Genomic DNA, 13,789 nt, shown 5'->3' with positions numbered 1-13,789 from the left:
AACCGATGAATATATTAGTGATTGGGCGTGGTGGTCGTGAACATGCAATCGCCAAAAAATTACAGCAAGAAAACAAAGTCAAGACTGTTTATTGTGCACCAGGTAATCCTGGTATGAGTGGTGATAATATTCGGACTGTACCTATCAGTGAAGAGCAGCAAACGGAACTAATTCAATTTGCGAAGGATAATCAGATTGATTGGACATTCGTCGGACCCGAAACGCCATTAATTGAAGGGATTGTAGACGCCTTTCAAGCAGCGGGATTACTGATTTTTGGTCCGACAAAAGCAGCTGCAATAATTGAAGGTTCAAAAAGTTTTGCGAAAGATTTTATGCAAAAATACCAGATTCCAACGGCGGAATATCGGGTCTTTCGACGTTTGGCACCTGCCTTAGAATATATTGAACAGCAAGGAGTACCAATTGTTATTAAGGCGGATGGTTTGGCAGCTGGAAAAGGAGTAGTAGTTGCCGAAACAAAAGCAGCCGCAAAACGTGCGCTAGTTGCGATGATGGAGGACCAACAATTTGGAGCAAGCGGTCAAACGGTTGTAATCGAAGAATTTTTGCAAGGAGAAGAATTTTCCTTAATGGCTTTTGTTTCTAATGAGAAGGTATATCCGATGGTGATTGCTCAAGATCATAAGCGGATTTTCGATGGGGATGCTGGTCCGAATACAGGGGGGATGGGCGCTTATACACCAGTGCCTCAGATCCCAGAAGAAGCGGTTCAGCAAGCCATTAGTCAAGTCCTGAAACCGACTGCTAAAGGAATGGTGGCTGAAAAACGTCCGTTTCAAGGGATTTTATATGCTGGTTTAATCCAAACAGCAACTGGCCCCAAGGTTATTGAATTTAATGCTCGATTTGGGGATCCAGAAACACAAGTTGTGTTGGCCCGTTTAGAGAGTCCCCTTTCAGAAATAATTTCTTCATTGCTGGCGAAAGAGCAACCAACGATTGTATGGAATGAGTTAGCGAGTGTTGGTGTTGTTGTAGCAGCAGAAGGCTATCCTAATCAATACAAGACAAATCTACCGTTACCCGAAATGTCTGGTGAAACCATCTATTATGCAGGGGTAACTCGTTCAGAACAGGCTCTGGTTTCGGCTGGCGGACGAATCTTTTTAGCAGAAGCAACTGCTTCGACTCTTGAAGAAGCCCGCAAAAAAGTTTATCAAACATTGGATAATTACTCATTTCCTGGAATGTACTATCGAAAAGATATAGGCGTGAAAGGCTTGATTTAGGATTTTCAAAAACAGAGGCAAGGACATTTAATCGAATGTTTCCTTGTCTTTTTTTTATTGCAAATTCAGATAGGGAGGCATAAACTGAAAGTATATCCATCATTAAACTAGAGGAGAAAGCTAAGATAATGAGAAACAAGCAGATTGAAAAAGTTAGTCAGGGGTTATTTATTGTTACAAGTATTTTAGCAGTCAGTTTACTGTTATTAAGTGCGGTGGTTTATCCTGATTTACCAGCTCATGTGCCCATTCATGTGAATTTTTGGGGCGAGGGGAATTCGTTTGGCCCAAGATCTAGTATATTTATGTGGCCAGCGGTCCTGTTTGGCTTGAGTATTTATCAACGAAGTTATCAATCAGTACAACCATATGGCAGATGGCTGAAGGTATTATTAATCATTGTTAATCTTGGCGCTTTGTTTAGTATTCTGCGTCTATTTATTCATTTGTTGGTTTGAAGGGGTCGAAAGGTGAGAAAATGAGAAAGTTAATTTTAGTTTTTGTGGGTTGTGCCATGGCCTTTTGTTTATGGCCTAATCAATCGGCGGCTGTAGCTGGTGGCTATGGCGGCGGACGTGTAGAAAGTCCTAGCGGAGGTAATCCCTCGAATGGTTTTTCGCCAAGCGGTGATGGATCAAGAAGTTATGTTCATCATAACGAGACCGGGACCAGCAACACAACGCCACTGGAAGGCTTAATTTCAACAGTGTTTTTTGTTCTTTTTGGGGGCGCGATGATTTGGCAAAGACGCCGTAGAAATCAACCAGTCGATGAAGGCGCTTTTCAAGAAATGTGGGCAGCATTACCTGGAACATCAAAAGAAAAAAAGGCACTCTTAAAAGAAATACAACAAACGTTTTTAGAAATACAACAAGCGTGGGATCAAGAAAATTTGTCTGTAGTCAAAGATAACTATACAGAAAAACTTTATCAAAAACATCTTGCAGTATTACAAGAAAATCAACAAGCGGGCATCAGAAATCATGTAAAAAAAGTGAAAGTAGCGCCAGCTTCGAATTATCATCCTATTAGTGAAACCAGTTTTTCACTGATGCTTCATTTTTCTTGTATTGACTACGAGGAAGATACTCAAAGCGGTCGTGTTTTATCGGGATACAAGCATCAAAAACAATATTTTTCACAACTTTGGTATTTTGATTACAATCCATCTCTTGGAAAATGGCAAGCAGACTTCATTCAACCTAAAGGATAGTGCTAAAAAGCGCTTGGGGTTTAAATCCCAAGCGCTTTTTTATTCTTCGATGCGTTTTACAAGCTGTATTTTTTTATTTAATACGTAAATCAGGATGCCGCCGACTGTCATTGAAAGAAGTTCACCAAGTCCAACGGTCAACCATGTGTACCAAAAAGGTAACTGATAAAAGAACGTTAAGGGTCCGGCAACAGTGAACATGGACAAAGCAAAAAGAATGGCCGTCAGCATTAGTTTAATCAATAAATTTTGCTGATTTTTTGTCGCAAAATAGGCAATCCATAAGACTGCGCACGTTCCAGCACTACCGATGACTATATCGATGATACCAAGAGGCGAAGCGGTGTTGGCAATCGCAACCCCTAACGTAATGGACCAGATATATTGCTTGTTAAAAACGCCTAAATAATTAAATAATTCGGCAAGACGAAGCTGTATCGGACCAAAACTAAGCGGAGCGAGAAGTACAGTGACAACGACATACAAAGCGGTAATCAGCGCCATTTTAGCCAACGCCGTAGCTGACCACGTACTGGTTTGTGGATTTGATGAATGATTCATTTAAGATTCTCCTTTATAAAACAACGACGTGTTTTAGTGATAACCATAACCAAAGGAAGGGCAGCAAAGCCAACTGAAGTGTTATGGTGTGAGTTGCCTCACTGTGTTACATGTTACTGAAGAAGAGACACTCTGTAAAGTCTTTTTATTTCATGGTCCAACCACCATCGATGGTCATAACTGTGCCATGGATATAATCAGCGTCATCACTAGCTAGAAATAATGAAAGTTTTGCTACCTCTTGTGGCTGTGCCCAACGGCCCGCGGGTGTTTCACGTGCTACCCAAGTAGCCATTTCACCTTCTCCTGCAAAATCAGCTGCGTTCATGGGTGTTTGGATGGCACCTGGCGCAATCGCATTTGCTCGAATGCCTAATTTGGCATAATCGTAGGAAAGTTGTTTTGTATACCCGATGATTGCGTGTTTGGAGGCAGTGTACGCTGCGCCGCCGCCCCCAGCTACTAAGCCGGCGATAGATGCCATATTAACGATTACTCCTTTTTTTTGTTGGAGGAAATAAGGTAATATGGCATTGGTCACTAAAAAGACACTTTTTAAATTGGTTGCTAAAATTTGATCCCATAAAGCTTCCGAAGTTTCTAGAGAAGGACGATAATCATCTAAAATACCTGCCGTATTTAATAAAATATCAATTTGGCCGTTGTTTTTCACAATTTGTTTCATCGTGGCTTGCACAAATGAGGGAGAAGACACATCACCGACAAAATAAGTAAATGGCTTAGTAGAATCTGGGTTAACCAGTGCGGCTGTCTGTTTTAACCCCGTTTCGTCTAGGTCGATGCCAATAACTTCAGCACCTTGCTCAGCAAAGGCAATTGCTTGTGCTTGGCCAATCCCTGAAGCTGCACCGGTTACAAGCACCCGTTTTGTTTCAAATTCTTTTGGCATAAGAAAAACTCCTTTAAACATTTAAAAATTAAGGTCTGGAAGAACGAGCAATCGCCGTAATCTGCCAGACCTTATGTGTATAATTATGCTTCAACAATCACCCAATCTTCTGCTAAGACATCACAAGGTGTTGGTGAAAACATGCTGTAGCCTTCATCAGAAGTTTTGATTAAAAAATACGGGGTAACTTGTAAAAATTCACCTTCGGAGGTGCCAATTTCATCACGTAATTCAATAAAAAGTTCAAAACCGCTCCAGCCTTTACGTACGGCTTTTTTTCCTGCTTTAATCTGTGGCAATACTTCTTCAAATGTCATTTGATTGTGCTCCTTTTTCGTTAAATGGTAGTTCATGATAGCTCGTTGCGCCTTTTTCAATTGTCAACTGACCGTTAAGTAGATCCGTCATTTCAGCTATAAATGTTTCTGTTGCTTGTTCATCTACTAAACAAATTAACTGAATAGACTCTGTGTAAATAGTTTCTTTAAGCGTGTAGGGACTATGTTCCAAAAAGGCCTGGGCTTTTCCTAATAAAGGATAGGCGATCGTAATCAATAGTTCTTGTTGCAATTTGCCAATGACTAAACCAATTTCATCTAAAGTGTGGGAAAGAGCATGACTATATGCTCGGATTAAACCACCAGTGCCTAATTTTATTCCGCCAAAATAACGAGTGACAACAGCCACTACATTGATTAACTCTTTTTTCTTTAAGACTTCCAGCATTGGAACACCAGCAGTACCACTAGGTTCGCCGTCATCGCTGCTCCGCTGAATGTCATTTTTTTCGCCGATCACAAAAGCACTACAATTATGATTGGCTTTCCAATGTTCTTTTTTTATTGCGGCTATAAAGGCTTTTGCTTCTTCTTCTGATGTTACGCGCTTTACAGAACAGATAAACCGCGATTTCTTGATTTCAATCTCGCTGAAACCATCTTGTTTGACTGTAATATAGCTTTCTAACATATGGGCATCCTTTTCTCTCGTAATAAAGTCAGTATAAAAAAGAATCAACTGAATAGCAACTTTTTCTCTCATCTTTTTTGTGAGATTTTTTGGAAAAAAACGTTATAATAAGGTATGATAGAGAAAAGGGAGGCGCTGGAAAATGGTACATACACGACAGAAAAAATATGATACAATTACTCATTATTTGAAAACGAATGGCGGTTCCCAAGTTACCTTGACCTTTACCCAGTTTGATGAATTGTTATTCCCTCATTCTGGTTTACCAAAAACTGCTAAGACAGATGTCGATTGGTGGGCGAACGATTATAAGCATCCAGAAAAGGGCGCTTATGGTTGGTTGAATGCGAGTTACCAAGTAGTTCAAGTGAATTTGGAAAAAGAATATGTGGTATTTAATAAATTGCTGAAGTCAGCATGGTACTTTTAAACTAGGATTGTATCCGCTTTAAAAAACAAGAATGATTGACAAAAATTAACTTTACACTATAATATTTTTAATAGATAATGTTGAAAATTGAAAAAGGCAATGGTAAAAGGGGCTGTTAAAATGTCAAAAAAAACAATTATGTTAGTTTGCTCCGCAGGAATGAGTACTAGTTTACTTGTTACAAAAATGCAAAAAGCAGCATTTAATCAAGGCTTAGATGCCCATATATTTGCGGCTTCTGCATCGGAAGCAGACACAAATTTAGAAAATAATCCAGTCGATGTGTTATTGTTAGGTCCACAAGTTCGTTATATGAAGAGTGATTTTGAAAAGCGTCTATCACCAAAAGGTATCCCAACAGATGTCATTAGCATGTCTGATTACGGCTTAATGAACGGGGAAAAAGTGTTGGAACAAGCCTTGGATTTGTTAGCACAAGCAGATAAAAAAGAGTAAAAAGACAAGTTGTTTTTTCGAGAATCTTCGAAAAAGCAACTTGTCTTTTTTTATGACTTTAGTTAATTAGAATTGAGCTGAAGCAGTCATTCTGGTTTATCAGTTCCATAAATTATAGAGCCGAAATTAGTCCTGTGAGCTAGAGAAAGACAACTGTCTTTAATTTTTTACTTTAATCTAGATACTAAAAAAACATACTTAACAATCTATTTTCTGAATAATGAACACCTTTTTCTGTAGTCTAAAAGTAGTAAAAAGTAGTAATTCAAAGAATGATTAACAATATTTTTATATACGAGTCATTATAGTATGGCATAAGCAATTCGAATAACAGACTTATTCAGCAAATAAATGAGAGAGAATTCTGTTTTTGTTGTTTAAAAATAATGAGGTTATTTCATAAGGCATACTTTCTTCATACGTGATTTCTAAAGGACTATCTTTATCAAAAGAAATAATTTGTGAGTCAGGCATTGCAAGTAATATAGGTGAATGAGAGACAATAATAAACTGAGACCCCTCATCAATTAGTTTTTTTATAGATATCATTAAGGCTAGTTGGCGTTGAGGTGAGAGAGCCGCTTCAGGCTCATCTAACAGGTACAGACCATTTCCTCTAAACCGATGGTTCACCAGATTCAAAAAACTTTCGCCGTGTGATTGATGATGTAGGGATTTATCGCCATATTCAGAAAAATCTAAGTCTATATTTTCTGCATATGTAGCGACATTGTAGAAACTTTCAGCTCTTAAAAAGAAGCCATCCGTAGCACGCTTTACACTTTTTCCAACAGTTAAATAATTATGTAAATCCAAGTGAGTATCGTTTGTAGAGAAATTAAAATTAATACTACCGCCTTCAGGATTAAATCCCCAATTGACTGCGATTGCTTCTAATAAAGTGGATTTTCCAGTTCCATTTTCACCTGAAAAAAAAGTAATAGGTTTTTTAAAATTTAGTGAATTAAATTTATTCAGCCCTTCAATTTTTGAAAAAACAGAATCTTCTTCAAAAGCTTTGAGTTCTAGTCTTTTTAAAAAAATATTTTCCATGATAAAGCTTGCTCCTTTCTAGTCTTTTCAAATTAAAGCTTGAATTACTAGATATACTTTAACATTAATTTTTCTTTAAAGGTAGATAAATTTGTTTATAAAAAATCTGCATATAGGTAAGTCGAAAGTAGAAGATTCGTGTAAACAATAAAGCGTATCAAGAGTTTGTTTAGTAGGTAACGACTAGATAAGAATAGAAAGATAACGGTGGGAGATCTCCTTTTTCGCAAAAAAGCTAGAGAAATGCGTATTTTATAAATGAGGTGGTTAACATGGAAGATTTGCATGGACGTAAAATAATTCTTGAAGAAACAGAACCTTCAATACAGACAAAACTGGTTTATTTACCAACAATGTTAGAGCGTTCACCCCTAACAATTCAATGTCAGCGGTGCGGGGAAGTAGTATCCAAAAAAGAAAACAGACTGGCGACAAATGTATACTACTGTCATGCGTGCATTCAATTAGGCCGTGTGACTTCTTGTCAAAAATTTTGTCATTTACCAGAAAGGCCCAATAGCCCAAGAACTGTCTTTTTTGAGTGGTCTGGACAATTAACAAAGGGACAGCAAGCGATCTCAGTTGAACTTTGTGAGACGGTAAAAATAAGGGAGAATCGCTTAGTGTGGGCAGTTACAGGTGCAGGCAAAACAGAAATGTTATTTGCTGTTTTGCACCAAACCTTACAAGAAGGGGGACGAATTGCGCTGGCTTCGCCGCGTGTCGATGTTTGCTTAGAACTGTTTCCCAGAATCCAAGCGGTTTTTCCTCACGAAGCAATTGCTTTACTTCATGGAAACAGTCAAGAAGCGTATCGTTATACGAAACTAGTGATTTGCACCACCCATCAATTATTGAAATTCCATCAAGCGTTTGATTTACTTATTGTTGATGAAGTAGACTCTTTTCCTTTTGTTAATAACGAGCATCTTTATTATGGAGTGCGTAACGCACGAAAAAAAAGAAGTAGTTTGGTGTACTTAACAGCAACCCCTACGAAAGAATTACGGAAGCTTTTACAGCAAAAGAAGTTAGCGGCCAGTATTTTGCCAGCAAGATATCATCGTAGGCCATTACCTGTGCCACGCCGATTTTGGGTTCAGTCGTGGCAACGTATTTCTACCAAAAATATTAAAATCATTGCACATCATTTGAAACGTTTATTGGTGCGTAATTCAGTTTTATTATTTTGCCCAAGCATTCCATTAATTCACCAATTGCATCCATTAATAGCTGAGCGATTTTCCGACAAAGAAGTTGTCGCCGTTTATGGTAGTGATGAACTTCGTCTGGAAAAAGTTCAAGCAATGCGTCAGCAGAAAACGGATATTTTGATCACTACAACCATTTTAGAACGTGGTGTGACTTTTGATGCAGTCTCAGTTATTGTTTATGGTGCTAATCATCGAGTCTTCACTTCTTCAACACTTGTCCAAATTGCGGGCCGAGTCGATCGAAGACAAGAATTCAATTACGGCGAAGTTTTATTTTTACATGATGGGGAAACAAGAGATATGAAAGAGGCGATTCGGCAAATAAAGCAAATGAATCGCTTGGCTAGCAAACGAGGGATGTTAGATGGATTGTAAAAATTGCGCAAGCCCCATTCGTTTGGAGATAACATTAAAAATGCTCTTATGATTTAAAAAATGGGCGAGGCCTTCACTTTGCCAGCACTGCCAAGCAAAGTTCCAGAAACTGCCAATGATAGGCACTTGTTTTGGCTGTAGTCGCGTCAGCCAAGAGCGCTATTGTTTTGATTGTCAAAGGTGGCAGTTGCTTTATCCAGAGTATTCTTTTCATAATGCAGCGTTGTTTCATTATGATGAAGGAATGCAAGAGTGGATGGAACGCTATAAATTTCAAGGAGACTATCGCTTAAGAATGTGTTTTAGTGAGGAAATCAACTTTTACTTTCAGCAACAATCTGCGGACTATATTATTCCGGTACCCTTATCCGAAAAACGAATGCAAGAACGAGGCTTCAACCAAGTAATTGGCTTACTAGAAGCGGCTGATGTTCCGTACAGCCCTTTTTTAATTAGAAAAGAGGAAAATGTTCCGCAATCTAAGAAAACTAGAAAGGAAAGGATGCAGTTGCAACAACCATTTGCCATCCAAAAAGAAAATCAAAAAAAATTAAAAAATTGTTCTATTATTTTGGTGGATGACATCTATACCACTGGACGAACTCTTTTCCACGCAGCTGCTGTTATCAATGACTGTTATCCTAAAAGTTTGAATACGTTTACTCTCGCGCGGTAAAAAGAAAAGAATTCATAAATTTGATGACTATTTTGTTGGCAAAACCCAGATTATTCGATATAATGAAATTAAGAAGAAGGGAATTAAAGAGTGGTCCTTTAATCTTTTCTTTACTGGTAGATGAAAGGGGTAATTGTTATGTTTAGATATAATGTACGTGGAGAAAATATCGAGGTAACCGAAGCGATTCGAGACTATGTTGAGAAAAAAGTCGGTAAATTAGAAAGATATTTCAGCGATTCACCTGAAGCAACGGTTCACGTGAATTTGAAAGTGTACACTGAAAAAACAGCCAAAGTCGAGGTTACTATTCCTCTTCCTTATCTAGTTTTACGAGCTGAAGAAACGTCACCTGATTTATACGCAAGTATTGATTTGGTTGTCGATAAATTAGAACGACAAATTCGTAAATTTAAAACAAAAATCAACAGAAAATCTCGTGAAACAGGACGTAACAATACAAAAGCCGCTGTCTTCTTAGTTGGTGAAGAAACAGAAGAAACACCTTCAGAATTAGACATCGTTCGTACAAAACGTCTATCATTAAAACCGATGGACAGTGAAGAAGCTGTTTTACAAATGAACATGTTAGGACATAACTTCTTCATTTTTGAAGATGCTGAAACAAATGGAACAAGCATTGTTTACCGTCGTAAAGATGGCAAATATGGCTTGATTGAAACAGACTAAAGCTTAAAATAAGAGCTGAAATGCCTTCGTGCATTTCAGCTCTTTAAACATCTTTAAAGCACAGAGTAAAGAAATACATAAAATAACTTTAAAAGTTCCTCTTTTAAAGGAAAATGTCTGTAAAATAGAGAGAAATGGTTTTCTTTCTCGTCAAGTAATGATAAAATAAAACGGATAGATTGTGCTTCTTGTACAAAAAGGATACAAAAATAAAAAGAGGTAATTGAAAGGAACACAGATACCAATGGCAAATTTTTTGAAAAAAATGATTGAAAACGATAAAAAAGAATTAAGACGATTAGAAAAAATCGCCGATAAAATTGATGCACATGCAAGTGCAATGGAACAACTAAGCGATGAACAATTACGTGAAAAAACAGATGAATTTAAAGCCCGTTATCAAAAAGGGGAAACCTTAGACGAACTATTACCAGAAGCGTTTGCGGTTGTCCGTGAAGCTGCTAAACGAGTACTAGGTTTATTCCCATACCGTGTCCAATTAATGGGTGGGATTGTGCTTCATGACGGGAACATTCCTGAAATGAGAACAGGTGAAGGGAAAACCTTGACTGCCACAATGCCTGTATACTTGAATGCACTATCTGGCGAAGGAGTACACGTTGTTACAGTTAATGAATACTTAGCAACCCGTGACTCTAACGAAATGGGAGAATTATATAATTTCTTAGGCTTAAGCGTTGGTTTAAACATTAACTCTAAATCTTCTGATGAAAAACGTGAAGCGTATAACTGTGATATCACTTATAGTACAAATAACGAATTAGGATTTGACTATTTGCGTGATAACATGGTTGTTTATCGCAGCCAAATGGTTCAACGTCCATTAAACTATGCAATTGTCGATGAAGTGGATTCAATCTTAATTGATGAAGCAAGAACCCCATTAATTATTTCTGGACAAGCTGAAAAATCGACAGCACTCTATACGCGTGCCGATAATTTTGTCAAACGCTTAAAAGAAGACGAAGATTACAAAATTGATATTCAGTCTAAAACAATTGGCTTAACAGAAGCAGGGATTGAAAAAGCGGAACAAACTTTCGGATTGGATAACCTTTACGATATTGAAAATACAGCATTAACGCACCATTTAGATCAAGCGTTACGGGCAAACTATATCATGTTACTAGACATTGATTACGTGGTTCAAGACAATAAAGTCTTAATTGTTGACCAATTTACTGGTCGTATCATGGATGGTCGTCGTTATTCTGATGGCTTGCATCAAGCGATTGAAGCAAAAGAAGGCGTCGAAATTGAAGATGAAACAAAAACAATGGCGACGATTACGTTCCAAAACTACTTCCGGATGTACAAAAAACTAGCCGGGATGACTGGTACTGCTAAAACAGAAGAAGAAGAATTCCGTGAAATTTACAATATTCAAGTCATTCAAATTCCAACCAATCGTCCAATTATCCGTGACGATCGTCCAGATTTACTTTATCCAACCTTAGAAAGTAAATTTAATGCAGTGGTGGAAGATATTAAAGAACGTTACCACAAAGGACAACCAGTGTTGGTGGGGACTGTTGCGGTAGAAACGTCAGAATTACTTTCTGATAAATTAAACGCAGCTAAAATTCCTCATGAAGTATTAAATGCGAAAAATCACTTTAAAGAAGCTGAAATCATTATGAATGCCGGTCAAAAAGGCGCAGTTACAATTGCAACAAATATGGCTGGTCGTGGAACGGATATTAAACTTGGTTTAGGTGTACTTGAACTAGGTGGTCTAGCAGTTATCGGGACAGAACGTCATGAGTCACGTCGTATTGATAATCAGTTGCGTGGACGTGCAGGACGTCAAGGGGATCCAGGGGTTTCACAATTTTATTTATCTTTAGAAGATGACTTAATGAAACGCTTTGGTTCAGAACGAATTAAAACATTCTTAGAACGAATGAATGTGCAAGAAGAAGATGCAGTTATTCAAAGTAAAATGTTTACTCGCCAAGTAGAATCTGCTCAAAAACGTGTGGAAGGAAATAACTATGATACACGTAAAAATGTCTTACAATACGATGACGTGATGCGCGAGCAACGTGAAGTTATTTATGCGCAACGACAAGAAGTAATTATGGAAGAAAATGACTTGTCTGATGTATTGATGGGCATGGTAAAACGGACGATTGGCCGAGTGGTGGATAGCCATACACAATTAGAAAAAGAAGAATGGAATTTAGATGGGATTGTCGATTTTGCAGCCTCAACACTTGTCCATGAAGATACGATTTCTAAAAAAGATTTAGAAAATAAATCAGCTGAAGAAATCAAAGACTACTTAGTGGCACGTGCGCAAGAAGTATTTGAAGAAAAATCTCAACAATTGAATGGCCAAGAACAATTGCTAGAATTTGAAAAAGTAGTCATCTTGCGTGTTGTCGATACTAAATGGACAGATCACATTGATGCAATGGATCAATTACGCCAATCTGTCGGCTTACGTGCGTACGGTCAAAACAACCCATTAGTAGAATATCAAACAGAAGGTTATTCTATGTATAACAATATGGTGGGTTCAATCGAATATGAAGTAACACGTTTATTCATGAAATCGGAAATTCGCCAAAATGTCCAACGTGAGCAAGTAGCTCAAGGACAAGCGGAACATCCAGAAACAGAACAAGATGCAGCTGCACAAAGCAACACAAGTGCGAAGCGTCAACCTGTGCGTGTAGATAAAAAAGTGGGCCGTAATGATTTATGCCCATGCGGAAGTGGCAAAAAATTCAAAAATTGTCATGGAAGAAACGCTTAATTAAAGAAAAAACGCAGGGTGGGGCAATTTGTCCCGCCTTTGCTCTTTTTACCATAAAGAGAAAGAAGGAATCATTTTGGAAAACCCAGAAATTCGTACATTATTAGACGAAATGACACAAAAAATTACTAGCTTCAGGAGGTCTCTTTGACTTAGACCAGTTAGAAGAAGACATTGCCGAGGCGGAAAATCGGATGGGAGAACCTGGTTTTTGGGACAACACAGAAACGGCTCAAAAGCTAATTAACGAAACCAATAGTTTGAAAGAAAAATATCAACAATTTCATCAGCTTTCTGAGGAACTTGACGAATTAACGGTGATGTTTGAATTACAACAAGAAGAATATGATGCAGAGATTCAAGAAGAATTGGAAGAAAGAATTCATCTCTTGCAAGAACGTTTAACGACGTATGAGCTATCCTTACTACTAAATGAGCCATATGATCATAATAATGCCCTAATTGAATTACACCCTGGTGCCGGTGGTACTGAATCACAAGATTGGGGAAGTATGCTTTTACGAATGTATACACGTTGGGCAGAAAGTCACGGTTTCCAAGTTGAAACGTTGGATTACCAAGCTGGAGATGAAGCAGGGATTAAAAGTGTCACCTTATTAATCAAAGGTTACAATGCTTATGGCTACCTAAAATCTGAAAAAGGTGTCCATCGTCTTGTACGGATTTCGCCATTTGATTCCGCTAAACGCCGTCATACTTCGTTTTGTTCAGTTGATGTAATGCCTGAATTAGACGATACAATAGAGATTGCGATCAATCCAGATGACTTAAAAATTGATACCTATCGAGCAAGTGGTGCCGGTGGTCAGCATATTAATAAAACAGAATCGGCTGTTCGAATTACACATATTCCAACAGGTACCGTTGTCGCAAGCCAAGCACAACGTTCTCAATTAAAAAACCGTGAGCAAGCAATGAGTATGTTAAAAGCCAAATTATATCAATTGGAAATGGAAAAGAAAGCCCAAGAAGCAGCAAGTTTACGTGGTGAACAAATGGAAATTGGCTGGGGCTCACAAATCCGTTCTTACGTGTTCCATCCGTATTCAATGGTCAAAGACCATCGGACAAATTACGAAACTGGCAATGTACAAGCTGTGATGGATGGAGACCTTGATGGTTTCATTGATGCCTACTTAAAACAGCGCTTAAGTTAAGCTCTTCATTAAATTGAAATAAAAATGTA

General features: G+C 38.0%; 14 protein-coding genes and 1 pseudogene. 10 read left to right on the top strand and 5 right to left on the bottom strand.

Annotated features, from left to right (window positions below; translation table 11 throughout):
- The first annotated feature begins 5 nt into the window (after positions 1 to 5).
- The 3 genes from purD (at position 6) to IGJ03_RS07155 (ending at position 2,466) form a co-directional block, all read left to right on the top strand.
- The gene (gene purD, locus IGJ03_RS07165; RefSeq protein WP_202562515.1) at positions 6 to 1,253 is read left to right on the top strand and encodes a phosphoribosylamine--glycine ligase; all 1,248 of its coding nucleotides are present in this window, start codon (positions 6 to 8) and stop codon (positions 1,251 to 1,253) included.
- A gap of 128 nt (positions 1,254 to 1,381) precedes the next feature.
- On the top strand, positions 1,382 to 1,711 hold the full coding sequence (locus IGJ03_RS07160) for a DUF1648 domain-containing protein (RefSeq protein ID WP_095725369.1): 330 nt from the start codon (positions 1,382 to 1,384) through the stop codon (positions 1,709 to 1,711).
- 20 nt (positions 1,712 to 1,731) lie between these two features.
- On the top strand, positions 1,732 to 2,466 hold the full coding sequence (locus tag IGJ03_RS07155; RefSeq protein ID WP_095725368.1) for a TIM44-like domain-containing protein: 735 nt from the start codon (positions 1,732 to 1,734) through the stop codon (positions 2,464 to 2,466).
- 39 nt (positions 2,467 to 2,505) lie between these two features.
- On the opposite strand, the gene IGJ03_RS07150 is transcribed toward IGJ03_RS07155, so the two are convergent.
- From IGJ03_RS07150 to IGJ03_RS07135, 4 genes are all read right to left on the bottom strand, one after another.
- On the bottom strand, positions 2,506 to 3,027 hold the full coding sequence (locus tag IGJ03_RS07150; protein WP_095725367.1) for a QueT transporter family protein: 522 nt from the start codon (positions 3,025 to 3,027) through the stop codon (positions 2,506 to 2,508).
- 145 nt (positions 3,028 to 3,172) lie between these two features.
- Positions 3,173 to 3,958 carry a 3-oxoacyl-ACP reductase gene (locus IGJ03_RS07145; protein ID WP_016616315.1) on the bottom strand — a complete coding sequence of 262 codons (786 nt, stop codon included), beginning with the start codon at positions 3,956 to 3,958 and terminating at the stop codon, positions 3,173 to 3,175.
- Between the two features lie 62 nt (positions 3,959 to 4,020).
- Positions 4,021 to 4,254, bottom strand: a complete 234-nt coding sequence (locus IGJ03_RS07140) for a DUF2829 domain-containing protein (protein WP_002357284.1) — start codon at positions 4,252 to 4,254, stop codon at positions 4,021 to 4,023.
- Positions 4,244 to 4,906 (bottom strand): YigZ family protein, encoded by a 663-nt coding sequence (locus tag IGJ03_RS07135; protein ID WP_010708717.1) that lies wholly within the window; start codon positions 4,904 to 4,906, stop codon positions 4,244 to 4,246. Before IGJ03_RS07135 ends, IGJ03_RS07140 begins: the two co-directional genes overlap by 11 nt.
- A 142-nt stretch (positions 4,907 to 5,048) precedes the next feature.
- Between IGJ03_RS07135 and IGJ03_RS07130 the strand changes: the two genes are divergently transcribed.
- Both IGJ03_RS07130 and IGJ03_RS07125 read left to right on the top strand, forming a co-directional pair.
- Positions 5,049 to 5,336: a DUF7662 domain-containing protein gene (locus tag IGJ03_RS07130; RefSeq protein WP_375804635.1), complete on the top strand. Its 288-nt coding sequence runs from the start codon at positions 5,049 to 5,051 to the stop codon at positions 5,334 to 5,336.
- 120 nt (positions 5,337 to 5,456) lie between these two features.
- Positions 5,457 to 5,792 (top strand): PTS sugar transporter subunit IIB, encoded by a 336-nt coding sequence (locus IGJ03_RS07125; RefSeq protein ID WP_002364074.1) that lies wholly within the window; start codon positions 5,457 to 5,459, stop codon positions 5,790 to 5,792.
- Between the two features lie 336 nt (positions 5,793 to 6,128).
- Here IGJ03_RS07125 and IGJ03_RS07120 read toward each other — a convergent pair whose 3' ends face one another.
- Entirely contained in the window at positions 6,129 to 6,845 is a 717-nt protein-coding gene (locus IGJ03_RS07120; RefSeq protein WP_010710290.1) for an AAA family ATPase, read from the bottom strand.
- A 272-nt stretch (positions 6,846 to 7,117) separates the two neighbouring features.
- Between IGJ03_RS07120 and IGJ03_RS07115 the strand changes: the two genes are divergently transcribed.
- From IGJ03_RS07115 to prfB, 5 genes and pseudogenes are all read left to right on the top strand, one after another.
- A complete protein-coding gene (locus IGJ03_RS07115) occupies positions 7,118 to 8,434 on the top strand; it encodes a DEAD/DEAH box helicase (RefSeq protein WP_024041558.1) in 1,317 nt (438 codons plus the stop codon).
- A pseudogene (locus tag IGJ03_RS07110) lies at positions 8,424 to 9,110 on the top strand (ComF family protein). Before IGJ03_RS07115 ends, IGJ03_RS07110 begins: the two are co-directional and overlap by 11 nt.
- Positions 9,111 to 9,248: 138 nt before the next feature.
- Entirely contained in the window at positions 9,249 to 9,800 is a 552-nt protein-coding gene (gene hpf, locus IGJ03_RS07105; protein ID WP_002357293.1) for a ribosome hibernation-promoting factor, HPF/YfiA family, read from the top strand.
- A 244-nt stretch (positions 9,801 to 10,044) separates the two neighbouring features.
- Positions 10,045 to 12,582 carry a preprotein translocase subunit SecA gene (secA, locus tag IGJ03_RS07100; RefSeq protein ID WP_002381826.1) on the top strand — a complete coding sequence of 846 codons (2,538 nt, stop codon included), beginning with the start codon at positions 10,045 to 10,047 and terminating at the stop codon, positions 12,580 to 12,582.
- Positions 12,583 to 12,658: 76 nt separating this feature from the next.
- Positions 12,659 to 13,760, top strand: a protein-coding gene (prfB, locus tag IGJ03_RS07095; RefSeq protein WP_111997025.1) for a peptide chain release factor 2 whose coding sequence is annotated in 2 segments (ribosomal slippage) — positions 12,659 to 12,730 and positions 12,732 to 13,760 — 1,101 coding nt in all. Because the reading frame shifts where the segments join, the coding sequence is not laid out codon by codon here.
- Positions 13,761 to 13,789 lie beyond the last annotated feature (29 nt).

This window comes from Enterococcus sp. DIV1315a, assembly GCF_051712325.1.
Taxonomy (GTDB): Bacteria; Bacillota; Bacilli; order Lactobacillales; family Enterococcaceae; genus Enterococcus; species Enterococcus faecalis.
Note: the sequence above shows the minus strand (reverse complement) of the source record. Positions and strands in the feature narration are given on the sequence as shown.

Excerpts from the sequence above, each read along its gene's own strand:
- IGJ03_RS07150 (WP_095725367.1), bottom strand. The coding sequence starts at position 3,027 with ATGAATCATTCATCAAATCCACAAACCAGTACGTGGTCAGCTACGGCG.
- IGJ03_RS07140 (WP_002357284.1), bottom strand. The coding sequence starts at position 4,254 with ATGACATTTGAAGAAGTATTGCCACAGATTAAAGCAGGAAAAAAAGCC.
- IGJ03_RS07120 (WP_010710290.1), bottom strand. The coding sequence starts at position 6,845 with ATGGAAAATATTTTTTTAAAAAGACTAGAACTCAAAGCTTTTGAAGAA.
- IGJ03_RS07160 (WP_095725369.1), top strand. The coding sequence starts at position 1,382 with ATGAGAAACAAGCAGATTGAAAAAGTTAGTCAGGGGTTATTTATTGTT.
- secA (WP_002381826.1), top strand. The coding sequence starts at position 10,045 with ATGGCAAATTTTTTGAAAAAAATGATTGAAAACGATAAAAAAGAATTA.
- hpf (WP_002357293.1), top strand. The coding sequence starts at position 9,249 with ATGTTTAGATATAATGTACGTGGAGAAAATATCGAGGTAACCGAAGCG.
- IGJ03_RS07130 (WP_375804635.1), top strand. The coding sequence starts at position 5,049 with ATGGTACATACACGACAGAAAAAATATGATACAATTACTCATTATTTG.
- IGJ03_RS07115 (WP_024041558.1), top strand. The coding sequence starts at position 7,118 with ATGGAAGATTTGCATGGACGTAAAATAATTCTTGAAGAAACAGAACCT.
- IGJ03_RS07135 (WP_010708717.1), bottom strand. The coding sequence starts at position 4,906 with ATGTTAGAAAGCTATATTACAGTCAAACAAGATGGTTTCAGCGAGATT.
- IGJ03_RS07155 (WP_095725368.1), top strand. The coding sequence starts at position 1,732 with ATGAGAAAGTTAATTTTAGTTTTTGTGGGTTGTGCCATGGCCTTTTGT.
- IGJ03_RS07145 (WP_016616315.1), bottom strand. The coding sequence starts at position 3,958 with ATGTTTAAAGGAGTTTTTCTTATGCCAAAAGAATTTGAAACAAAACGG.
- purD (WP_202562515.1), top strand. The coding sequence starts at position 6 with ATGAATATATTAGTGATTGGGCGTGGTGGTCGTGAACATGCAATCGCC.
- IGJ03_RS07125 (WP_002364074.1), top strand. The coding sequence starts at position 5,457 with ATGTCAAAAAAAACAATTATGTTAGTTTGCTCCGCAGGAATGAGTACT.